This window comes from Curtobacterium sp. MCBD17_040 (genome assembly GCF_003234805.2).
GTDB lineage: Bacteria > Actinomycetota > Actinomycetes > Actinomycetales > Microbacteriaceae > Curtobacterium.
The window spans coordinates 1070479-1091787 of the sequence record NZ_CP126273.1 but is presented as its reverse complement, the minus strand read 5'-3'; the positions used below and the strand labels follow the sequence as shown (position 1 = coordinate 1091787).

Sequence of the window (21309 nt, the reverse complement as noted above, 5' to 3'; positions counted from 1 at the left end):
CGAAGCGCCAGGATGGAGTCCATGGACCCGAGCATCGCGATCGTCGGCCCGGGTGCGATCGGCACGACGGTGGCAGCAGCGCTCCACGAGGCCGGTCGGACCCCGCTGCTCGCCGGCCGGACGCCGCGGGAGCACCTCCGGCTCCGGACCCCGGACGGCGCGGTCGTCGTCGTCCCCGGGCCGGTGCACACCGATCCGACGACGGTATCCGGACCCGTCGACGTCGTGTTCCTCGCCGTCAAGGCCACCCAGATCGAGACCGCCGGGCCCTGGCTCGCCGCGTTGTGCCACGCAGACACGGTCGTGTGCGTGCTGCAGAACGGGGTGGAGCAGGAGGCGAGCGTCGGTCCGTGGGTCGCGGGCACGGTCCTCCCGGCCGTCGTGTGGTTCCCCGCCCAGGCCGAGCCGGACGGCACGGTGGCGCTGCGGCGACCGCCGCGCCTGACGCTCCCCGACGTGCCGGCGGCGCAGTCGGTGGTCGATGTCTTCGAGGGCACCCGGTGCGCGGTCGACGTCACCGAGGACTTCGTGACCGTCGCGTGGCGCAAGCTCCTCCACAACGCGGCCGCGGGGCTCATGGCGCTGAGCGGGCGGCGATCTGGGATGTTCCGACGTGAGGACGTCGCCCGGCTGACGCTCGACTACCTCGCCGAGTGCCTCGCCGTGGCACGGGCAACGGGCGCCCGCCTCGGTGATGAGGTCCCGCACGAGGTCCTCGACGGCCTCCGCGCACAGCCGGCGGACCTCGGGACCTCGATCCTCACCGACCGCGCCGCGGACCGCCCGCTCGAGTGGCGGGTCCGGAACGAGGTCGTGGCACGGCTCGGCCGCACGCACGGCATCCCCACCCCGGTCAGCGACGTGGTCGTGCCGCTGCTCGCCGCCGCGAGCGACGGGCCCGGCTGACCCGGGAGGCCCGCCACGGACGGTCAGGCGGTCGGCACGGGAGCCAGGACATCCCTGAGCCGGAAGGCGCTGATGTCGTCATCGGTCCGACCATCGAGGGCGAGCTCCGCCAGGATCCGCCCGATCGTCGGCGTGAACTTGAACGCGTGTGCTGCCCCGAGCGCGACGAGCACGTCCGGGTGCCCCGGCAGCGCGTCGACCACGAACCGCCGGCCGGGGGTCAGCGTGTACTGGCAGGTGATGGTCCGGACGTCCTCGCCGCTGGCGGGCAGGAACCCGCGCATGAAGGTCCGCAGCTGGTCCAGGAGCTCCTCGGAGTGCCGGAAGGTCCGCTCGTCGGGCGTCATGCGGTTGTCGGAGGCGTCTCGACCCGCCTTGACGGTCGGCTCCCCGTAGGTCGGGAACCCGTAGTAGCAGGGCTCGTCCTCCCAGATCCACACGGGGAGCCGGTCGTCGCCGAAGTCCTCGGGGCGGTCCGGCCCGAAGTACGTGACCTGCTCCTGCATCGTCACGAGCGGGACCTCGACACCGAGGGGCGCGATGAGCGCGTTCGTCCACGCATCGGCGGCGACGACGACCTTCCGCGCTCGGACCTTCCCCGCGGTCGTCATGACCACGACTCCGTCGGGTTGGGGTCGGAGCTCCTCGACCCGTGTCCGGTCGCGGAGCACCGCTCCGTGCGACCGTGCCTGCATCTGGAGCGTCGCGACGGTGCGCGACGCGGGGACGATCCCGGTGTCGGGCGAGAACACGGTCTCGACTCCCGGGGGCAGGGTGAACTGCGGCCAACGAGCGCGCACCGCGTCGCGGTCGAGGACCTCGAACGGCAGGTCCTGCGCCGTGAGTGCCGCGGTGAAGGCCGTCACGGGGTACGGACTGCCCGGTGGCACGAACACGACGCCGCCGGTGGTGGTCACGATGCGTTCGCCGCTGACGCGTTCCAACTCGCCCCAGTCCCGGTACGCCGACTTCGCGAGCCGGACGTAGGCCTCGTCGCCGTACGAGGTGCGGAGGATCCGCGACGTGTCGTGGGAGGCACCGCGCACGTGACCGAACTCGAACTGTTCGAACAGGACCACCGTCGCACCCCGGAGTGCCAGGTGGTGGGCAGCGGCGCTGCCCAGCGCCCCGGCGCCCACGACGGCGACGTCGAACTCCTCCATCGCGGTCCGGTCAGTCGATCGGTGCGGGGCCGAGCTCGTCGAGCAGCTTCTGCAACGCCACGTACGCCCGGTTCCGGTACGCCACGAGTTCCGGCGTCCGGTCGGCCGGGACGTCGAGGTACCCCGCGCCCGACTTCGTGCCGAACTTGCCCTCGGCCACGAGCGCGGCGAGCGACTCCGGGGTCGCGAACCGCTCCGGCCACCGGGTCTGGAGGGACGCGTAGCAGAACGCGTACACGTCCAGGCCCGCCATGTCGGCGATTGCGAACGGGCCGAACACGGGCAGCCGGAAGCCGAACGTGGTCCGGACGATGGTGTCGATGTCCTCGGGGCTCGCGATGCCCTCGGCGGCGATGTCCGCTGCCTCGGAGAACAGCGCGTACTGCAGGCGGTTGAGGACGAAGCCGACGCTGTCCTTGACCCGGGCGGTCTGCTTGCCGGTCGCGCGGACGATCGTCTCGGCGGTCGTGATCGCGGACTCGGTGGTGGTCTCGTGGGGGATGATCTCGACGCCGGGGATGAACGGCGCGGGGTTCGAGAAGTGCACGCCGAGGAACCGTTCGGGTCCCTCGACGGCCTCGGCGAGTGCGCTGATGCGGATGGTCGACGTGTTCGAGCCGATCACCGCCTCCGGGCCCGCGGCCGCGCTGATCCGGGCGAGGGTGGCGTGCTTGATCTCGATCTTCTCGGGCACGGCCTCCTCGATGAACTCGGCGTCGGCGACGGCGGCCTCGACGGACTCGGCAGGGTGGACGAGCGCGGCGATGCGCTCGACCGCGTCGGCGGGGAACAGCCCGTCGGCGACGAACTGCCGAGCCTCATCGAGCAGCCGCGTGTGGTTGCTCGCGGCGATCTCGGCGGAGACGTCGGCGAGGGCGACCTCGGCCCCGGACAGCGCGAGCATCTGCGCGATCCCGCCACCCATGTACCCGGATCCGACGACGGCGGCTCTGATCTGACTCATCGTGCGACCTCCTGGGGCAGCAGGGTGCGGATGTACCGCTGGTTGGTGGCGCAGACGCCGAGGCTGTCCCCGCCGTACTGCTCGGTCATGATGATGCCGCGGAACCCGACGTCCACGGCCTCGCGCAGGACCTGCCGGTAGTTGATGATGCCGGTCTCCATCGTCGAGGGGACGCTCGTCGCCCAGGAGCCGTCAGCGGCCTCGTCGCGTGTGTAGTTCTTGACGTGCAGGTAGTTCGCGTACGGGAGGGTCGCGGAGAACACCTCGCGCCAGTCCTCGACGGGACGGTGCAGACGGATCAAGTTCGCGACGTCGGGGTTGAGGCCGACGTTGTCGAGGCCCACCGCCTCCACGAACCGGACGGCGCTCTCGGCCGTGCCGAGGTACGTGTCCTCGTACATCTCGAGCGCGAGGGGCAGCCCGACGTCGGCGGCGTGCTTGCCGAGCTCGCGGATCGACCGGACGGCGCGGTCCCAGACCTCCGGGTCGTCGGGGTCCTTCGGCCCGGGCGCGGTCCAGAACCACAGGGCCTTGCGCTGGGCCTCGCTGAACGGCTGGTGGAGCCCCGTCGAGAACACCTGCATGCCCCACGCGGCCGCGGCGTCGATCGTGCGGTGCGCGTACGCGAGGTTCTCCTCCTCGTGCCCGGGCATGATGACGCTCCGGCGCTGCAGGTGCACGCTGGGGATCCCGATGCCGTGCTCCCTGGCGGTGGCGAGGAGCTCGTCACGCTTGCCGGGGTCGTAGTCGGCGGGGCGGATCCGGTCGTCGGCCATCTCGGCGAGCGTGAAGCCCACCCGCTCGATCTGGGCGAAGATGTCGTCCCACACCGCGATCGGGGCGTCGTGCAACGTGGTGCCGTCGCGACCGACCGGTGGGAACCCGTGCAGACACACGGCGATCGGCCAGGTGTCGGCGGTCCAGGTGGCGGGGTCCCAGTCCTGCTCGGTTCCGGGTCGGTCTGGTCCTCGGGCCACGGTGCCTCCTCGCACATCGGCGTCATGGGCGACACCGGGGCCGACGTTACTCCGGTGGTGACCGCGGGGGTCCGGACCCGGGCGTCTCGGCTGAGTTCGCGCGTGGTCGTCGTCGACGCGCGATGGTGCGCGCCGACGACGAGTGCGCGCGCCAGCGACAGCGCAGTTGTCGTCGGCGCGCGCACGTGCAGGGGCCGCGGCGGGTCGGCCGGGAGGGACGGTGCCAGCCCGCCCCGTCCCTCCCGGCCGCCAGGGGGTCAGGGCTGCACGAGCTCGAGGTCCTCGAGCACGCTCGGGTGCGTCGGGGTCCAGCCGAGCGCCCTGCGGGTGATCGCGCTCGAGGCCGGCTGGTCCGTCGCGAAGATCGGTCCGAACGGGCCGAAGGTCTCGTCGGGCACCTGCTCGACCGGCAGGCCGAGGCGCCGACCGATCACCCGGACGAGGTCGATCACGGCGTCACCCTCGTCGGCGACGGCGTGCCACGCGGACCCCGCCGGGGCGGACTCGAGCGCCAACCGGAAGAGCACCGCGGCGTCGGCGGCGTGCACGGCGGGCCAGCGCTGGCTGCCGTCACCCGGGTAACCCGCGACGCCGGTCCTCCTGGCGTTCTCGGTGAGGAGGCCGGCGAACCCGCCCGTCCCGTTCGCGTGCACCGTGCGGGGCAGGCGGATCGCCGAGGACCGCACACCCCGGTCGGCGTACCCGAGGATCGCGTTCACGGTGATGCCGCGCCCGCCGACGGGTCCGTCGGTCGGCAGCGGGTCCTCCTCGGTAGACGGGCGGCCCTCCGCCCACGGCGTCCCGGAGACGACGACGAGCGGACGGTCGCTGCCCAGGAGCGCGTCGGCCAGCGTGGTCATCGCCGCGGTCTCCTCGGCCATGCCCTGCTGGATCGACTCGGTCGACCCGTAGTCGCGGCTGAACGCCAGGCTGATCACGCCATCGACCTGCCCGGCCGCGGTCCGGAGGACGTCGAGGTCGGCGATGCTCCCCTGGATCGCGGTGGCGCCGGCCTGCTCGAGCGTGGCGGCGGAGGCCTCGGAGCGAGCGAGGGCGAGGACGGTGTGGCCGTTGGCGAGCAGCTCGGCGACGACGGGCGTGCCGATCGTGCCGGTGCCGCCGGTGACGAAGACGTGCATGGGGACTCCTCCGGGTGATGAGACTGTTGTCCCATCACCGTAGCACCGTGATGGGACAACTGTCCCATCACGGACTCGGAGCCGTAGGATGAATGGCATGGCGCGATGGGAACCGGGAGCGCGGGACCGACTCGTCCTCGCGGCCGTCGACCTGTTCACCGAGCAGGGCTACGACGAGACGACGGTCGCGCAGATCGCCGAACGTGCCGGCGTCACCAAGAGCACCTTCTTCCGGTACTTCCCGGACAAGCGCGAACTCCTCGTCGCCGGGCAGGAGACCCTGAGCACCCTGCTCGCCGAGGGCATCGCCGCCGCTCCCGGCGACGCGTCCCCGCTCGAGGCCGTCGCAGCCGGGCTCGCACGCGCCTCGGACGAGATGGGGCCGATGAACCGCGACATCGGGCCTCGGCTCCGGGCCGCCGTCGCCGCGAGCGCCGAGCTGCAGGGACGGGACGCGCTGAAGAGCGTCGGGCTCGCCGTCGCCATGACGGACGCGCTCGTCACCCGCGGTGTCCCGGCCGCCACCGCGCACCTCGCGGCCGAGATGGGTCTGCTCGCGTTCAAGCAGGGCTACAGCCGCTGGGTCGAGGGTCCGCGCGACGACGATGCCGGGCTCGCGCCGCACGCGCTCGCCGCGCTCGAGGACCTCCGGGCCGCGACGGCGTCACTCGGCTGACGCTGCGGCCGGGCGCGCCGCATCTGCCCGCGCCAGCGACAACTGCGCTGTCGCCTGCGGGCGCACTCGTCGCCCGCGGGCGCCACTCGTACCGCCGCCGCACGTGCGCACGCCGACGACGAGTGCGCATGCGGGCGCATGTCCCGTTGTCGTCGGCGAGCGCACCCCGCACCGGACGTCGGACGGGAGGGACGGCACCAGCCCGCACCGCGCCTCCCGGCCGGCGGGCGGTCGCCCTACACGTCGGCGGCGGCGAGCTGCCCGCAGGCGCCGTCGATCTCCTTGCCGCGGGTGTCGCGGAGCGTCGTCGGGATGCCGGCGTCGTTGAGGCGCCGCACGAACTCGTCCGTCACGTCGCGCTCCGACGCCGTCCACACGGAGCCGGGCGTCGGGTTGAGCGGGATCGGGTTGACGTGGACCCAGCCGTGGCCGCGCTGGTTGAGCTTGTGCGCGAGCAGGTCGGCGCGCCAGGCGTGGTCGTTCATGTCCTTGATGAGCGCGTACTCGATCGACACCCGACGGCCCGTCTTCCGGAAGTAGCGGTACGCGGCGTCGATGGCCTCGTCGACCTTCCAGCGGGAGTTCACCGGGATCATCTCGTCGCGGAGCTCGTCGTCGGGCGCGTGCAGGGAGAGCGCGAACGTGAGGGGGATGCCCTCGTCGGCGAGCTTGTCGATCGCGGGCACGAGTCCGACCGTCGACACGGTGATGTGCCGGGCGCTCATGCCGAGGCCGTTCGGCTGCGGTGCGACCATGATGCGCACGGCGTCCATCACGCGCTTGTAGTTCGCGAGCGGCTCCCCCATGCCCATGAACACGATGTTCGTGACGCGCTCGGGGTCGGTTCGGTCCTGGCCGCCACGGGTCGGGGCACCCGCGAGCTCGCCCGCCGCCAGCGCCGCGTTCGCCCGGACGATCTGCTCGACGATCTCGGCTGTCGACATGTTGCGCGTCAAGCCGTTCTGCCCGGTGGCGCAGAACGGGCAGTTCATCCCGCACCCGGCCTGCGACGACACGCACAGCGTGATCCGGCCCGGGTACCGCATGAGCACCGACTCGACGAGCGCGCCGTCGTGCAGCTTCCACAGGAACTTGATCGTGTCGCCCTTGTCGGTCGTCAGACGCCGGGCCTCGGTCAGGAGGGGCGGCAGCAGTCCGGCGACGAGCTCCTCGCGTCCGGCGGCGGGCAGGTCCGTCATCGCCGCCGGGTCCGAGGTGTAGTGCGTGAAGTAGTGCGTCATGAGCTGCTTCGCCCGGAAGCCCGGCAGGCCGAGCTCCTTGACGCGGGCGACGCGCTCCTCGGCCGACAGGTCCGCGAGGTGCACCGGCGGCTTGCCGCGCTTCGGCGACGCGAACTGCAGCAGCGGGCGACCGGTCGGGTCGAGCTGCTGCTTCCAGCCCTCGGTCGTCGGACGGACCTGGGGGCGGGCGGCCTCCGTGCTCACGGTCGCGGGGCGGAGGCCGGGGGTGCGGAGGTCGGAGGGCATCGGGCGATTCTACGGGACCCCGGTCGTTTCCGACAGTCCGGGCGTCCCGCCGCGCCCGCCCCGGCCGGTCCGCCTGTTTCCGCCACCCCCGGCGTCGTCCGACAACGGCAAGGTCGGCTGATACGCCCACATCCGGTGCTTCCGCAACCACCGACGGTGTGGACGTCGAACGACAGCGGTTCCGTCGCCGACCGACCCGTCGTCGACGCGCGAATCGCCGCGGGAACGCCCAGGATCAGCCCACTCCGCTGCCTGACGGACCGGCCGCAGGGACGTCATCCGGATGGACCTCGAACGCCTCGAACCGCTCGTCGGCCAGGACCGCATCGACCAGCGCCCGGGAGCCGCCGACGATCGTCGAGTCCCAGTCGATCTCCGACGCGACGACCCATGCTCGGTCCGCCGGCCAGATGAGTTGCGGCATCGGCCACCGAGTGGCGCCCCGCACGCTCCGCCTCCACCCGATCCTGGCGTCAAAGCCCCAGTCGGGGTCGGCGAGCTCGTCGAGTGGACCCTCGAGCAGCACGTACTCCCGCCACGGCGCCTCGAGGATCGGGCCGTTCTCGACCGCCGCTCGCACCTCCTGCGACACCGCGCGTTCGAACTCCTCTCGCTGCTGCACGCGCGCCGCACGGAGGTCCGCAGCGCGCTGCTCCGCCGACGGGGGCTCACCCAGGTACCCGATGCCCACGGTCCCGAACGAGTTCAGTGCGCCCCACCCGCTCCAGACCCCGACCGTCACCGCGTCCGGGGTCGTCGTCGCCCCGCGGAGCGACGACGTGAGCGCAGCCAGGAGGCGCGGCTCGAGTCCGCCCTGCACCGGCGGCTCGACGCTCCACCCGTCCGGCAGGTCGCGGCCGTGCTCGTCCTCGCCGTGTTCGTCCTCGCCGAGCAGCACGGTCGACGAGGTGAGCGGGGTCAGCGGCACCCTGAGGCGCCGCGCGACCTCGGACCAGGTCCACGGGTCGCGGGGATGCTCCGCCGGGTCGTCGTCCCGGTACTCGGTCCGGACGGCCCCTATGGGATGCAGGACCCGGGCGTACGCCTCCCAACCGTCCCCGACGACACCGCCGACGCTCACCCACCGGCCGAGCCGGGCCAACAACCACGCACCCCGCTCGACGTCCCCCGTCCACCGCATCGCGTCAGTGTGTCGAACGACCGCCGCGTCGCCGCTGCGTGCAGGCGCACGAGATGCATGCGGATGTGGCGACGATGTCGGTGTCGTCCGACAGCGGTTCTGTCGAGAACCAGCGGTTCTTGGGGCGGGCGGGGCGCGACGGGCGGGACGGGGCCGGCCGTCAGCGGCGGACCGACAGGACCTCGTCGAGCGCCGCCTGCGCACCGGCGGAGCAGAGGGTGCCGAGGCTGCGGCGATAGGGCGTCGTGAACCGCTCGTCGTCGACGAGGTCCCCGAACACGTCCCGGTTGCGCAGGAACGCGAGGTCGTCCGACCGCTGCTGCGCCGCCGCCGGCATGAGGACGTCGCGGAGCTGGTCGACGACCTCGAACCGCTCGCCGTGCTCGCCGACACCCTCGGCGTACCGGGCCCAGCTCGCGACGACCGCCGCCGCCAGGTCGATGGGGAGGCCCGCCTCCAGGTCGGCGCGCACCACCGGCAGCAGCCACTTCGGGATCCGGTCCGACGACTCGGCGGCCAGCCGCGCGAGCGTGTCGAGGATCGCGGGGTTGCCGAACCGCTCCATGAGCGTCGCCTTGTACTGGTCGAGGTCGATGCCCGGCACGGGGTCGAGCGTGGGCGTCGCCTCCTCGTCCATGTAGCGCTCGAGGAGCCGGGCGATCAGCGGGTCGGTCGCGGCCTCGTGCGCGTAGGTGTGTCCGGACAGGAGGCCGAAGTACGCCATCGCCTGGTGCGAGGCGTTGAGCAGGCGGAGCTTCATGAGCTCGTAGGGCACGACGTCCTCGACGACCTGCACGCCGGCCGTCTCGTACAGCGGACGGCGCAGGGTGAACCGGTCCTCGAGCACCCACTGCTCGAAGGGCTCCGCGACGACGGGCCAGGCGTCGTCGATGCCGAACTCGTCCCGGACCATCGCGCGGTCGGCATCCGTGGTGACCGGGGTGATCCGGTCGACCATGGAGTTCGGGAACGACACGTGCCGCTCGATCCACGCGCCCAGCTCCGGGTCCTTCGCGGTGGCGAACGCGACGATGGTCTGCCGGGCGGTGTCGCCGTTGCCCTGGATGTTGTCGCACGACATCACGGTGAACGGCGGGATGCCCCCGTCGTGGCGGCGGCGCAGGGCCTCGGTGATGAACCCGAACATCGTCGTCGGCGTCGCCCCGGGCGTCAGGTCCGCGGCGATCGCCGGGGCGTCGAGGACGAACTGCCCCGTGACGTGATCGATGTTGTAACCGCCCTCGGTGACGGTCAGGGACACGATGCGCGTGGTGGGCGCGGCCATCAGGGCGAGCACGGCCTCCGGGTCGTCCGGGGCGTACAGGAAGTCCGCGACGGAGCCGATGACACGGGGCTCCAGGGTCCCGTCGGGGTGCTTGAGCACGAGCGTGTACAGGTGGTCCTGGGAGTCGAGCGCGTCGCGCATCTCGGCGTCGCGCGGCATGACCCCGACGCCGGTGATCCCCCAGCACAGCTCTCCCCCGGCGTTCATGAGCCGGTCGACGTACATCGCCTGGTGCGCCCGGTGGAAGTTGCCGAGGCCGAAGTGGACGATGCCGGTCGTGACGGCGCTCCGGTCGTAGGTGGGCACGGCGACGCCGGTGAGCGTGTCGAGGGTGGCGTTGCTGAGCGTGGTCATGTGGGGTCCTCCCGTGGCGCGCTCCATCGCGCGCCCCTCCCGTCACTGTACGACCGGTGGTGGCGTCTGCGGGAGTGGTGGCACGGGTCGGCCGACTCGGACGTGCGCATGGACGACGACTGCGCTGTCGTCTGGCGGCGCCCTCGTCGTCCGCGCGCGCACCCGCCAGGTCGTCGTCCGCGCGCGCACCCGCCAGGTCGTCGTCCGCGCGCGCACCCGCCAGGTCGTCGTCCGCGCGCGCACCCGCCAGGTCGTCGTCCGCGGGCGCACCCGCCGGGTTGTCGCACCTCAGGCTCCCGCACGCGCCGCACACCGCTGGCGGAGGAGCGCGGCGAACCGTGCGTGCCTCGCGGCGGCGTACGCCTCGAGCCGCTCGGCCGTGCCGACCCACGGACCGTCCGAGAGCACCGGGCCGTCGACGACCGCGCGCAGGGCACCGGCCAACGCCTCGGCGTCGCCCGGCGGCACCTCGACCAGCTGAGGACCGACGAGCGGGCGGAGTTCCGCGAGCGCCGGGCTCGCCGCCGTGATGACGGTCCGCCCGCACGCGAGCCCCTGCCACACCTTGTTCGGGATCACGGACCGGGCCTTGTCCGACGTGCCGAACACCCCGAGGACGACGTCGTGGTTCGCGATGACCGTGGCGAGCTCCTCTGCCGGCACGGGTTCGAGCAGGGTCGCGTCGACGCGGTCGCCCTCGTCGTGGAGCTGTGCGCGGATCCGCTCGAGGACCGAGGCGTACGACACGAACGTCGCGCGGACGGGACGACCGACCTCGCCGAGCGCCGACACGATGACCGGGACGCCGTGCAGCGGGACGTCGTGGCCGTAGAACAGCACGCGGAGCGGCCCGGACGCAGCGGCCGCGCGACCCGAGGGCAACGTGCCGGCCTCAGCGGCAGCGCCGGCGCCCGCGCCGGCAGCAGCGTCGGCAGCAACGTCGGCAGCAGCGCCGGCAGCAACGTCGGCAGCAGCGCCGGCGCGCGACACGGCCATGGCGCCAGCCTCCGCCGGCGGGACCGCCGCCGGGCCCGCCCACGCCGGCGCCCCGACCGGGAGGCTCACCACCGCCGTCCGCGCCGGCACCCGTTCCCGGAGCGCCGCGGCCCGCACCTCGGTGTCGATGAGCAGCACGTCGGCGGAGCGTTCGGCCAGGCGATCGATGACCCGGCAGCGGAGTGCGCGGAGTGACCGCGGGGCCGCAAGACCGTGATCGTCGATGTCCGTCTCGTACTGCCCGACGAACCGATCGACGACGACGACCCCGCCGCGGAGCCGCGCGACGAGTGCGACGAGCGGTGCGACGACGAGCGACATCTCGGCGAGGAGGTGAACGTCGTACCCACGGAGCCCGAGCACCGTGCGGACGTCGCGGGTCATCCGTCCGATGACGCTCCCGCCCCGGTGGCGCCGGACGACGTCCACCGTGAACCCCGCCGCACGCAGGTGGTGGCGCACGCGGGCGTTCCGCGGGTAGGCGGGGTCGTCGACGCGGACGTGTGCGACGCGGAGGACCGATGTGGCTCGCCGGATGCGCCGTCGCCGCCGCCGATCGAGCACGACCACGGCGACGACCTGCACGGCGAGCACCGCGGCCTCGGCGGAGAGCACCCCGAGCATCGCCCCGCGCGCACCGTCGACGCGGGCGAGGACGAGCACCCCGGGCACCCCGACCAGGCATCCGGCGGCGGCGCTCAGGGTGATCGCGGGGACCCCGCGGAGCGCCACGAGCACCAGGCCACCGGTGGCCCGCGAGGTCGTGACGACGACGACGAGCAGGCCGCTCAGCACGGCGAGGTCGGGCGCGACGGTGGCGACGCCGGCGAAGAACCCGCGCGAGACCGCGGGGACCACGACGACGAACCCGGCGCCGACGAGGACCCCGACGCCGACGTTCCCCCAGAGCGCGACCCAGGCCCGGCGGATCCGCCGGTCCGGATCGGCGGGGCCACCCACCCACCCCTGGAGTGCGGTCGGCAGGGCCTTGAGCGCGGTGAGCGCCCATCGCTGGAGCCGGTCCGCGGCGGCGAACACTGCGACGGCCCCGGGCGCACTGACGCCGGCGAGCGTGATCGGGACGCTGATGTAGGTGGCGCTGAGCACGCGTCCGAGGAGCGGTTGCAGCTGGATCCGGACGGCGCGCACGACGAGCCGCGGGGTGAGCTGTCGCAGGGTCGCCGGTCCGATGCCGAGCAGCGTCGTCCCGAGCACGACCGGCACGAGTCCGCTGACGACCAGGGCGAGGGGGAACACCCACAGCGGCGCACCGGCAGCGAGGGCGACCGCGGCGACGACGACCGGCAGCGTGCGGGGCAGTGTGTCCGCCCAGAGGATCGGCCCCGGCCGCCCGAGGCCGATCCAGCACCAGACGACGTTGACCGAACCGAGTGCCCCCGCGGTGCCGATCCAGCCGACGAGCGCGGGAGCACCGACGGGTACCAGGTGCGCGACGACCCAGACACCCGCGGTCACCGGCAGCAGGACGAGCACCTGGGTCACGAGTGCGAGCCCGACCGAGCGACGGAGGTTGCCGAGCGACTGACGGGCGGACCGCTGCGGCCCGCTGATCCCCCAACCGAGCTCGACGACGACCGCCGCGGCCGCCCCGATCGACTGCCCGACCGCGACGTCGCGCCACCCCTCCGCACCGAACCGCGCGGCGACCGCGGGGACCGCGACGAGTGGTGCGAGCCCGCCGACGACGGGGAGCACCGCGAACCCGACGAGCCGCCGGATCGCCATGACTCGTCTGCTGTCGGTCGGGAGGAACGGGGCCACCCGCCGACGCTAGGTCGCCGCCGTCACGCTCCGGTCCGCGGCCGACGGCCTCCCGCCGGTCGTCGGGGATGCGTCCCGCCCGGATTCACCCGTCCGGTCACCCGGACGCACCGAGCCGCGTCATCACGGCGACGGCGCGGGTACGACGAGGACCGCGCCCCCGCCCACCCGCGCTCGCACCGCCTCCCGGCCCGGTGTCACCAGACGAGCACGAACCGACCACGGACGCCCCCGGCCTCCATGCGCCGGTGGGCGTCGCGGGCCGACTCCGGGTCCGCGGCGGGCAGGACCTCGGCGACGCGCAGGGTGAGCAGGCCGTCCTCGACGTCCTGCCGGAGCCGGTCGAGCTTGTGTCCGGAGTGGTACTCGTCGAACACCATGACGCGCTCGAACCGGATGCCCCGCTCGCCGTTGCCCGGCCAGCCGCGCACGGCGACGAAGACGCCCCCGTCCCGGATCGCGGGGACGACCTGCTCGTGCAAGAGCGCGGTGTCCGCGAGACCGTCGACCCCGTCGGGCACGATCGCCCGGATCCGATCGACCACCCCGTCCCCGCGTTCGACGACGTGGTCGGGACCGAGCGACTCGACGAGCGCACGGTCCTTCTCGGCGGCGTCGGCGATCACGACGAGTCCGGCCTGCTTCGCGAGCGGCACGAGGTACGTGCCGAGGGTCCCGGCGGCTCCGGTCACCATCAGGGTCTGGCCGGGCTCGAGGTGCATGAGCTCGAGGATCCGCACGGCCGTCAGCCCGTTCATCGGGAGCGTGCTGGCTTGCTCGAAGCCGACACCCGCCGGGATCCGGGCGATCGAGTCCGGCGCGGCGACGAGGTGCTCGACGTACGCTCCCCCGTGCTCGCGCAGCGGCAGCGCGATCGCCATGACCTCGTCGCCCGTCTGCCACTGGTCGACGCCCTCGCCCACCTCGTCCACGATGCCGGCGGCGTCCATGCCGGGCACGTACGGGGGCTGGGCGCCGCCGAGGTCGCGTCCGCCGCCGCGCACACCGGCGTCGGTCGGGTTGACGGCGAACGCCCGCACCCCGATCCGCACCTCGCCCGGGCCGGCGTGCGGCTCCGGGACCTCGTGGACGGCGAGGGCCTCGGGCCCTCCGAACTCCTGTACTCCGATGACGCGCATCCTCCTGGTCTACCGCGACCGCGGCCCTCCACACCCAGCGAGCCCCCGGCCGACCGTCGAGGTCGCACCTGCCAGGATGACGGGGACCGATCCCACGACGAACGGAGACCACATGTCCCTGCCACCGCTCCCCGACGACGCCGTCGCGATGCTCCAGCAGCCGAACCCCGCCGTCATCGCCACCCTGCGGTCGGACGGCACGCCCGTCACCGCGGCCACCTGGTACCTGTGGCAGGACGGCCGGGTCCTCGTGAGCATGGACGACAGCCGTGTGCGCCTCAAGCACCTGCGGCGTGACCAGCGCGTCAGCCTGACGGTCCTCGCCGAGGGCGACTGGTACACCCACGTCACCCTGATCGGCCGGGTGGTCGAGTTGTACGCCGACGAGGGCCTCCGGGACATCGACCGCATCTCGACCCACTACACGGGCGGCGCCTACCCGGACCAGGTCCGGCCGCGCACCACGGGCGTCATCGAGATCGACCGGTGGACGGGCTGGGGCGCCATGAAGGACAACGACCAGCCGACGACCTGACGGACATCGCTCAGCCCAGTCCCGCGAGACCCGTGCGGTCCGGAATCGTGAACCGCAGGTCGGGCAACCAGGCCGCCGGGTCCTTCCAACGCGGTGCCATCGGGAGCCGTCCGAGCCGCTTCCGGACCGCCCAGGCCGAAGCCGGCTCGGGCAGCACCCGTCGCGGTCCCTCGACGGCGAGCGCCCCGAACCACCAGTGCCGCCAGGTGCCCTCGACGGACTCCGGGTCGAGCACGACGTAGTAGTCCGGCATGACGCGGTGGCCCGCGGCGAAGGCGGCGAGCGCCGTCTCGACCTCGAGCTCGAGCGTGCCGAGCGTGCTGCGGTCGTCGAAGAACTCGACCCACGCGGCGGCGACGTGCGCCAGGGGGTCGGCGTCGTGGACGACGTACGTCCCGTTCGATGCGCTGATCCGCGCGGTGCCGTCGGCGTCCGCCTCGCCGAGTCGGAGGGCGTCGACCCCGCGGAGTGCGCCGAGTTCGTCGAGGAGGCCCGTGGCACCGGCACCGACGAGCGCGATGATCGTTGCGGTCTGGACGGCCATGCCCCACTCTACGTCCACACGTCCCACGCGGCAGCCGTGCGCGGAGCCGGGTCGCCGGACCGGTTGCCGCGCAGGACCTGACGGCGCACGAGAGCCGCTGCGCGAAGCACCTGGGCCAGTCCCGCATCGAACGGACGAGAACCGACATTCTGCCCCTCATCCGAGGTACGGTTGGCACTACCAGACGGAAGCCGGGAACTGCGTCGGGGCAGTCCCGGCATCGTCACGACTGCGCATGACGACAGGGATGATGGGCATGAGCTCGTACGAGTCCGAACCGGGCGTCGCACCGGTCCGCATCACGACGTTCAAGCGGCAGCGCAAGCTGTGGCGCCGCGGGTACGCGCCCGAGACAGGGCACGACGATCGCTACGAGGACTTCTTCCGCGATTCGTCCGCGCTCCGTCGACGGGACTGATCGACGTGGACGGCTGGCCGGACACCCACCGGCTCGGGCGGGCGGCGTCGCTCCCCGTGGACGCGCCGCAGCGCACGATGACGCCGTGCTTCGCCGCGAGCGGGCAGTGGATGCTCCGGACCCACGCGATCCCCCGACAAGCGGTCGCTGGGCTCCTCGGGTACTCCGAGGTGCAGAGTGGGTTCGACGAGATCGTGTCGATGCAACCCGAGGTCGGGCTGCTCTGTGCCGGCGTCCGGAACGCCGCGCGCACGATCGCAGGAGCCGACGAGACCTAGGACGCCCATGACGACCGAGACCACCGCCCCGACGAACGACGCGGTCCTGGTCGCCGGTGCTGGCGGCGTCGTCGGTCGCAGCGTCGTCGAGCACTTCGCCCGCACTGGTGTGACGACGCGGGGCATCAGCCGCCGGGCGCCGCAGGGCGTGTCCGGTTGGACCCACCTGCCGGTGGACCTGCTCGACGCCGACGCCGCCGTCGAGGGGCTGCGTGCGGCGTCCGACACGACGCGCCTCGCGTTCGCCGCGTACATCGAGAAGGCGGACCTCGCGGAGCAGATCGGCCCGAACGTGGCACTCCTCGAGCACACCCTCGACGCACTCGACCGGCTCGGCGCTCCACTCCGGCACGTGACGCTCTACCAGGGCATGAAGTACTACGGCGCCCACCTCGGCCGGTTCACGACGCCCGCCAAGGAGGACGACCCGCGTCTCCTCGTGCCGAACTTCTACTACGACCAAGAGGACCTGCTGCGTGAGCGTGCGGCGCAGCGGGGGTTCGCGCTCACGGTGTTCCGACCCGAGGCCGTGATGGGCTACGCGCAGGGCACGCCGATGAACCTCCTCATGGCGATCGGCACCTACGTCGCGATGACCCGCGAGCTCGGCCTGCCGCTCCGGTTCCCGGGGCAGCGCGAGACGTACGACCGGATCCTGTACCAGATGACGGACGCCGAGCTCCTCGCGCGCGCGACGGACTGGGCCGGTTCGGCGCCGACCGCGGCGGGCGAGGCGTTCAACATCACCAACGGCGACGTCGTGCGGTGGAGTCACCTCTGGAAGCGACTCGCGGACCACTTCGGCCTCGAGCTCGGCGAGCCGCAGACGCTCCCCCTGGCGACCGTGATGCCACCGCGCGAGGACCTGTGGAACCGCATGGTGGAGCGGCACGGTCTCGTCCCGACCCCGTACACGGAGCTCGTCGACTGGCGGTTCGGGGACATGATCCTCGGCTCGACGTGGGACAACGTGTCGAACGTGATCAAGCTCCGGCAGGCCGGGTTCGGCGCGTGCCACGACAGCGCCGACCGTCTCGTCGAGCTCCTCGACGACCTCGGTCGTCGGCGGATCCTGCCGGCCGCACCGGGCGTCGAGGTCCAGCCGGTCTGAGCACGATCGGCGCGGACGCCGGGAGGTGCGGATCGGCCTGGTCCCGCGCCTCCCGAAAGACACGATCCGGGAGGTCCGGGGCGCGCCGGTCCCGCGCCTCCCGTCCGCCGGTCAGTCGGCGGGCAGGACCCGCGCGAAGTGGTGCGGGGCGGAGAACATCGGGATGATGTCGACGGGTTCGCCCGGGTGCGGTGCCTGGATCACGAGGCCGTTGCCGAGGTAGAGGCCGATGTGGGCCTCGCTGTCGTAGACGACGAGGTCGCCGGGCTGCGCCTCGGACTCGGGGATCGTCGTCGCAGCGGCGTCCTGCGTCGGCACGTAGTGGACGAGCGGGATCCCGACCGACGCGTACGAGACCATGACGAGGCCCGAGCAGTCGATGCCCGCGTGGGTCGCACCGCCCTCGACGTACGTGTCGCCGAGGTAGGTCAGCGCGGTCTGGATGACCTGCGCACGCTTGCCGCCGGCGCTCAGGGCGTCGACGATCGCGCTCTGCGCGCCGGACACGGTCGCACCGCCGCTGACGACGACCTCGGTCGGGGCGGGCGCGGCGATGATCGTCGTGCCGTCGTGCTCGATGACGGGGAGCGTGATGTCCCGCGACACGGTGTACTGCTGTGCGCCGGGGGTCGACGAGGTGACGGCCGCGGCGGCGCTGCTCAGCGTGTCCGCGTTGGCGGGGAGCCCGAACGCGATGCACGACGTCATGGCGAGGATCGGGGCGACGATGAGCGAGAGACGCTTCGCGCTCACGGCACGGCGCTCGTGACGGAGGACCGGGGCGGCGACGGCCGGGGCGGTCGCGACGACCGGCAGGGCGCGGGCGGCGGTGACCCGGCGGACCGCGGCCAGGCGGGCTGCGGCGTGGTGGGCCTCGGCACGGCGGATCTCGGCCCGGCGGCTCGCCTCGGCGGGGCGGTGCTCGGCGAGGGGCGAGGCGACGACGACGACGCGCTCGGCGACGGTTGCGGTGGGACGGGGACGAACGGCGCTGGTGTCGGCACGTCGGGTGCGGCGGTCCTCGACGGGGAGCGCGTGTCGTCCTGCCATGTGTCCCTTCCTCGTCCCGCCGAGCGCGGGACACGAGAAGATAACGTATTGGTAACCGTCTGACGGTCGCCCTGGCAGCGGGCCGTGCCCGCCTGCGGGTCTCCACAGGTTCGAGGCGACCCGTCCGGTGACGCGCGATCTGGGGGATGACCGAACGCCGGCGCCTCCGTACGGTGACGACATGCCCGTCATCCGTCGATGGAACACCACCGCGAGCGACCGGATCTGGGCGGCGCGCATCGGCCCGGAGAACGCCCGCCGCCTGGCCGGCGTCCGCCTGCCGGCCTACCGCGCCCTCGCCGCGTTCATCGTGCTCCTCGTCGTCGCCGCGGCCGCCGCCGCCCTGGCCCCCGCACCGGTCGGCGTCGTGGTCGCCGCCCTCGCCGTGCTCGCCGGCTCCGCCGTCGTGGGCGTCGGGGTCCGACCGCTGCGCGCGGAGGGACACGCACTCGCGGTGCGCCTCCGGGACCTGGGCCACCGGGTGGACCGCGACGCACCCCTCAACGACGGCGGCGCGTTCGACCGCTGGGCCGCGCGGAACGGACTGCCGCGGGAGCAGCTCGTCACTCCGTGGTGAATGATCGTCGGATGCGCTTCCTGCCGCCCCTGACCGGTCCCCGCATCACGGCCGCCGCGGTCGGGATCGCCGTCGTCGCCCTGATCGCCTGGCTGTGGGGTCCGCAGGTCGCACACGGCGTGGTGCGCACGGGTGTCGCCGGTGCGTTCGTCCTCATCCCCCTCGCGGTGCTGGCCGCGCTCGTGCTCGTGGGACTCCGCGTCGGGCCGTCGCTCCGGGCCGTGCTCGCGGCCGCGCTCGTGCTCGTCTTCGCCGGCTCCGTGGTCGCCTGGGTCCGGCACGCGTACGACGTCGACCGGTTGTACGTCGCCGACGTCCGGACCGTCGACCACCCGGCACCGAGCTTCGCCGAACGTTCCCCGTACGACGTCGCCGCGACCTCGTCGACCAAGAACCTCGGCGACACGACGGGCACGGCGCTGCCGGTCAAGTCGCTCACCGACCAGCGCGGCCACGGACTGTGGGACGCGCTCGTGCAGCGTCGCGGGTTCCTCGCCGGCTACGAGAGCGTCCAGGTGCAGGACATGCCCCTCTTCGGGCAGACCGAGCCCGACCAGGTGACGACGTGCGACTTCACGCGCACGGCACGGCTCCGCGTCGGCGGCTCCCTGCCGACGAACTCCCTCACCCGCGCGATCGACGCCGCGACCCCGCCGACCGTCGGGTTCGACCCGACCGACGTGTACGGGTACTGCGACGGCCGCACCCCCGAGGTCGTCGTGCCGCTGACCCAGGTGCACGGGTTCTGGGACACGTCGTACGACTTCGCCGGCGACGCCCTGTACGACGGGCGCACCGGGCACGTCCGTATCGTGACCGGGGCCGCCGACCTCCCCGGCCCCGCGTACCCGCAGTCCCTGGCGAAGCGACAGCGGACGGCCCTGCGCGCGCTCGGGTCGTTCGGCGACTACTGGTTCCACCGCTCCGGGTACGAGGACACGTCGGACGACTCGGACAACCCCGACTCGTTCAACCCGTCCGAGCTCGGACTGCGCCGCGCGAGCGACGACCACGCCACGTACGTCACCCCGCTCACCCCGCCCGGGTCGTCGTCCTCGGTCGTCGCGCTCTCCGTCGTCGACGCCTCGGTCGGTCACGCCGGCAGCCGGAACCCGATCACGGTCTACGAGTACGAGAAGGGGTCCGCGCGGCAGGCGAACTCGTCGGTGGCCTCGACCATCAAGACCACCTACAGCTACCTGCCCGACTGGGCGAGCGGGCTCAAGATCTTCGAGATCGTGCCGGGTGCACGCAACCAGTGGGTCGCCTCCATCGGGCAGTCCCAGGGCGTCGTCTACCGCGCGGTCATCGACGCTGCGGGCGCGGCCACGCTGTACGACGCGAACGGCGACGTCGTGACCCGATCGGGCACGGAGTCCGCGGGGACGGACGGCGGGACCGGTGCCTCGGGCTCGAGCGGAGCCTCCGGATCGGCCGGCTCCCCCGACCTGTCGAAGCTGACGCCGCAGCAGCTCCGGGACCTGGCGCAGGCGGCGCTGAACGAGCTCGCCAAGCGGGCGGAGTCGTCGGCCGTGCCGACCGCGACGCCGTCCCCGACGCCCCGCGGCTGAGCAGCAGGAACGACGAACGGGAGGCGCTGCGCACGACGGTGGACGGCCTCCCGCCCGTCACATGCCAGCGCTCGCCGGCGGGGCGACCGAGACGACGTTCGAGGCCGCGACCCCGTCGTCACCGCCGTGGTCGTCGAGGAGGTCGGCGTGCGCGACGGCGTAGGCGCGAGCGCGACGCATCCGCACGACCGCCGCGGGGATGGCGACCGCGGCCCCGACGACCAGGACCCCGAGGTAGAGGATGCCGAGCCGCGTCATCCCGTCGAGGGTCAACGACAACTCGTTGCAGGCGATCCCGGCGTACAACAGCGCGAAGTACCCGATCTGCAGCCCGAGGACCGTCGGGACCGTCGAGGCGTACCGCGCCGCAGCCCGTTGGTCCGCCGCCGAGAGGTCGAGGGCCTTCCCACGGAGGACGACCTTGTTGAACTGCCGGAGGCGTGCGAGATCGCGGCCCGCCGCATCCCGCAACCGGCGCTGGAGCGGCACGACCAGGACGACCATCACGATCGCCGGGACCATGAACGTCATCTCCGCCCCGAGGAGTCCCGTCGTCGCGAGGTCGAGACCACGCTCGCGCCCGAGGACCGCTTCGACGACGACCCACGCCGACGCGAGGACCACCATGCCAGCGAACACCACCGACACGATCAGGAGCTTCCGACGGATCAGACCGGGCTCCACGGGTTGCCACCGGTAGGGCGACGCCAGTGGGCGCTCGGCGCGCCGGAGGCGGTCACCGAGCGGTCTCGCGACGACGAGCAGCAGCGCGGTCACGAGCGCGACGAGCACGGGCACCCACACGGGTCCGCCCGCGACCACCGTCGCGACGACGAGCAGGCCGACCGCGGCGAGGTCGACCGCGAGCACGACGACGCCCACCCGACGCAGGTACCGACCAGCGTCGGGCGAGGACCGTCGATCCCAGAACGTGTTCCACGACCCGAGGAGCAGCGGACCGTACACGATGAGGGCGACGCCCGTGCCGGCCGCCACGACGAGACCGTCGGGGCCGCCCCGCAGCTGGATCGCCACGAGCAGTGCTCCGCCGATGCTGAGCACCGTCGACACGAGCACGCTGAGGATGTACGCGAGGATGCGCATGGTCCTGCCTCCCGGCAGCGCCGTCGGGTCGGCGCCGCCGTCGTCATCCTGCTCTGCCACGCGATCGGGTGGAACGCCACCTTGACGGATCCTCAGGCACGGAACCGTTCGT

20 protein-coding genes are annotated in these 21309 nt (G+C 73.0%); 8 read left to right on the top strand and 12 right to left on the bottom strand.

Translation table 11 applies throughout. From position 1 onward, the window contains the following. The first annotated feature begins 21 nt into the window (after positions 1-21). On the top strand, positions 22-906 hold the full coding sequence (locus tag DEI94_RS05240; protein ID WP_258378061.1) for an oxidoreductase: 885 nt from the start codon (positions 22-24) through the stop codon (positions 904-906). Positions 907-929: 23 nt separating this feature from the next. Here DEI94_RS05240 and solA read toward each other — a convergent pair whose 3' ends face one another. The 4 genes from solA to DEI94_RS05220 all read right to left on the bottom strand — a co-directional run bounded on the left by solA (position 930) and on the right by DEI94_RS05220 (position 5149). After that, on the bottom strand, positions 930-2069 hold the full coding sequence (gene solA / locus DEI94_RS05235) for an N-methyl-L-tryptophan oxidase (protein WP_111027389.1): 1140 nt from the start codon (positions 2067-2069) through the stop codon (positions 930-932). 10 nt (positions 2070-2079) lie between these two features. Beyond that, positions 2080-3033 carry a 3-hydroxyacyl-CoA dehydrogenase family protein gene (locus DEI94_RS05230; RefSeq protein WP_111008474.1) on the bottom strand — a complete coding sequence of 318 codons (954 nt, stop codon included), beginning with the start codon at positions 3031-3033 and terminating at the stop codon, positions 2080-2082. Continuing rightward, on the bottom strand, positions 3030-4010 hold the full coding sequence (locus DEI94_RS05225; protein WP_111027388.1) for a sugar phosphate isomerase/epimerase family protein: 981 nt from the start codon (positions 4008-4010) through the stop codon (positions 3030-3032). Before DEI94_RS05225 ends, DEI94_RS05230 begins: the two co-directional genes overlap by 4 nt. A 257-nt stretch (positions 4011-4267) precedes the next feature. Beyond that, positions 4268-5149, bottom strand: coding sequence for an NAD-dependent epimerase/dehydratase family protein (locus DEI94_RS05220; protein WP_111027387.1), 882 nt, complete (start codon positions 5147-5149; stop codon positions 4268-4270). Between the two features lie 97 nt (positions 5150-5246). Between DEI94_RS05220 and DEI94_RS05215 the strand changes: the two genes are divergently transcribed. Continuing rightward, positions 5247-5825 carry a TetR/AcrR family transcriptional regulator gene (locus tag DEI94_RS05215; protein WP_111027386.1) on the top strand — a complete coding sequence of 193 codons (579 nt, stop codon included), beginning with the start codon at positions 5247-5249 and terminating at the stop codon, positions 5823-5825. Between the two features lie 236 nt (positions 5826-6061). Here the strand turns inward: DEI94_RS05215 and rlmN are convergent, their stop codons facing one another. The 5 genes from rlmN to DEI94_RS05190 all read right to left on the bottom strand — a co-directional run bounded on the left by rlmN (position 6062) and on the right by DEI94_RS05190 (position 14009). Then, a complete protein-coding gene (gene rlmN, locus DEI94_RS05210) occupies positions 6062-7312 on the bottom strand; it encodes a dual-specificity RNA methyltransferase RlmN (RefSeq protein WP_111008470.1) in 1251 nt (416 codons plus the stop codon). A gap of 235 nt (positions 7313-7547) precedes the next feature. Next, the gene (locus DEI94_RS05205; RefSeq protein ID WP_111027385.1) at positions 7548-8453 is read right to left on the bottom strand and encodes a hypothetical protein; all 906 of its coding nucleotides are present in this window, start codon (positions 8451-8453) and stop codon (positions 7548-7550) included. 160 nt (positions 8454-8613) lie between these two features. Then, the gene (locus tag DEI94_RS05200; protein WP_111027384.1) at positions 8614-10092 is read right to left on the bottom strand and encodes a mannitol dehydrogenase family protein; all 1479 of its coding nucleotides are present in this window, start codon (positions 10090-10092) and stop codon (positions 8614-8616) included. A 288-nt stretch (positions 10093-10380) separates the two neighbouring features. Continuing rightward, on the bottom strand, positions 10381-12870 hold the full coding sequence (locus DEI94_RS05195; RefSeq protein ID WP_146249539.1) for a glycosyltransferase family protein: 2490 nt from the start codon (positions 12868-12870) through the stop codon (positions 10381-10383). A 197-nt stretch (positions 12871-13067) separates the two neighbouring features. Next, complete coding sequence (locus DEI94_RS05190) at positions 13068-14009, bottom strand: NADP-dependent oxidoreductase (RefSeq protein WP_111011469.1); 942 nt, start codon at positions 14007-14009, stop codon at positions 13068-13070. Positions 14010-14121: 112 nt separating this feature from the next. On the opposite strand from DEI94_RS05190, the gene DEI94_RS05185 reads away from it, so the two are divergent. Further along, complete coding sequence (locus DEI94_RS05185; protein WP_111011478.1) at positions 14122-14544, top strand: PPOX class F420-dependent oxidoreductase; 423 nt, start codon at positions 14122-14124, stop codon at positions 14542-14544. 10 nt (positions 14545-14554) lie between these two features. On the opposite strand, the gene DEI94_RS05180 is transcribed toward DEI94_RS05185, so the two are convergent. Next, positions 14555-15088: a hypothetical protein gene (locus tag DEI94_RS05180; protein ID WP_111011468.1), complete on the bottom strand. Its 534-nt coding sequence runs from the start codon at positions 15086-15088 to the stop codon at positions 14555-14557. A 256-nt stretch (positions 15089-15344) separates the two neighbouring features. On the opposite strand from DEI94_RS05180, the gene DEI94_RS05175 reads away from it, so the two are divergent. Genes DEI94_RS05175 through DEI94_RS05165 form a run of 3 tightly spaced genes read left to right on the top strand, consistent with a single transcriptional unit; the run spans position 15345 to position 16895 of the window. Beyond that, a complete protein-coding gene (locus DEI94_RS05175) occupies positions 15345-15506 on the top strand; it encodes a hypothetical protein (RefSeq protein WP_181435443.1) in 162 nt (53 codons plus the stop codon). Between the two features lie 5 nt (positions 15507-15511). Next, positions 15512-15784, top strand: coding sequence for a hypothetical protein (locus DEI94_RS05170; protein WP_111011467.1), 273 nt, complete (start codon positions 15512-15514; stop codon positions 15782-15784). A gap of 7 nt (positions 15785-15791) precedes the next feature. After that, complete coding sequence (locus DEI94_RS05165; RefSeq protein ID WP_111027382.1) at positions 15792-16895, top strand: SDR family oxidoreductase; 1104 nt, start codon at positions 15792-15794, stop codon at positions 16893-16895. A 111-nt stretch (positions 16896-17006) separates the two neighbouring features. Here DEI94_RS05165 and DEI94_RS05160 read toward each other — a convergent pair whose 3' ends face one another. After that, positions 17007-17945 (bottom strand): C40 family peptidase, encoded by a 939-nt coding sequence (locus tag DEI94_RS05160; RefSeq protein ID WP_258368772.1) that lies wholly within the window; start codon positions 17943-17945, stop codon positions 17007-17009. Positions 17946-18126: 181 nt separating this feature from the next. Between DEI94_RS05160 and DEI94_RS05155 the strand changes: the two genes are divergently transcribed. Together DEI94_RS05155 and DEI94_RS05150 are read left to right on the top strand one after the other, a co-directional pair. Further along, a complete protein-coding gene (locus DEI94_RS05155; protein WP_111011465.1) occupies positions 18127-18522 on the top strand; it encodes a hypothetical protein in 396 nt (131 codons plus the stop codon). Positions 18523-18533: 11 nt separating this feature from the next. Beyond that, positions 18534-20093, top strand: a complete 1560-nt coding sequence (locus tag DEI94_RS05150) for a hypothetical protein (RefSeq protein WP_111027381.1) — start codon at positions 18534-18536, stop codon at positions 20091-20093. A gap of 57 nt (positions 20094-20150) precedes the next feature. Here DEI94_RS05150 and DEI94_RS05145 read toward each other — a convergent pair whose 3' ends face one another. Then, positions 20151-21257 (bottom strand): hypothetical protein, encoded by a 1107-nt coding sequence (locus tag DEI94_RS05145; RefSeq protein WP_111027380.1) that lies wholly within the window; start codon positions 21255-21257, stop codon positions 20151-20153. Positions 21258-21309: the final 52 nt, after the last annotated feature.

Coding starts and splice junctions, on each gene's coding strand:
- DEI94_RS05240 (WP_258378061.1), top strand. CDS start 22: ATGGACCCGAGCATCGCGATCGTCGGCCCGGGTGCGATCGGCACGACG.
- DEI94_RS05205 (WP_111027385.1), bottom strand. CDS start 8,453: ATGCGGTGGACGGGGGACGTCGAGCGGGGTGCGTGGTTGTTGGCCCGG.
- DEI94_RS05190 (WP_111011469.1), bottom strand. CDS start 14,009: ATGCGCGTCATCGGAGTACAGGAGTTCGGAGGGCCCGAGGCCCTCGCC.
- solA (WP_111027389.1), bottom strand. CDS start 2,069: ATGGAGGAGTTCGACGTCGCCGTCGTGGGCGCCGGGGCGCTGGGCAGC.
- DEI94_RS05220 (WP_111027387.1), bottom strand. CDS start 5,149: ATGCACGTCTTCGTCACCGGCGGCACCGGCACGATCGGCACGCCCGTC.
- DEI94_RS05180 (WP_111011468.1), bottom strand. CDS start 15,088: ATGGCCGTCCAGACCGCAACGATCATCGCGCTCGTCGGTGCCGGTGCC.
- DEI94_RS05155 (WP_111011465.1), top strand. CDS start 18,127: ATGCCCGTCATCCGTCGATGGAACACCACCGCGAGCGACCGGATCTGG.
- DEI94_RS05230 (WP_111008474.1), bottom strand. CDS start 3,033: ATGAGTCAGATCAGAGCCGCCGTCGTCGGATCCGGGTACATGGGTGGC.
- DEI94_RS05160 (WP_258368772.1), bottom strand. CDS start 17,945: ATGGCAGGACGACACGCGCTCCCCGTCGAGGACCGCCGCACCCGACGT.
- DEI94_RS05215 (WP_111027386.1), top strand. CDS start 5,247: ATGGCGCGATGGGAACCGGGAGCGCGGGACCGACTCGTCCTCGCGGCC.
- rlmN (WP_111008470.1), bottom strand. CDS start 7,312: ATGCCCTCCGACCTCCGCACCCCCGGCCTCCGCCCCGCGACCGTGAGC.
- DEI94_RS05165 (WP_111027382.1), top strand. CDS start 15,792: ATGACGACCGAGACCACCGCCCCGACGAACGACGCGGTCCTGGTCGCC.
- DEI94_RS05150 (WP_111027381.1), top strand. CDS start 18,534: ATGCGCTTCCTGCCGCCCCTGACCGGTCCCCGCATCACGGCCGCCGCG.
- DEI94_RS05185 (WP_111011478.1), top strand. CDS start 14,122: ATGTCCCTGCCACCGCTCCCCGACGACGCCGTCGCGATGCTCCAGCAG.
- DEI94_RS05200 (WP_111027384.1), bottom strand. CDS start 10,092: ATGACCACGCTCAGCAACGCCACCCTCGACACGCTCACCGGCGTCGCC.
- DEI94_RS05175 (WP_181435443.1), top strand. CDS start 15,345: ATGAGCTCGTACGAGTCCGAACCGGGCGTCGCACCGGTCCGCATCACG.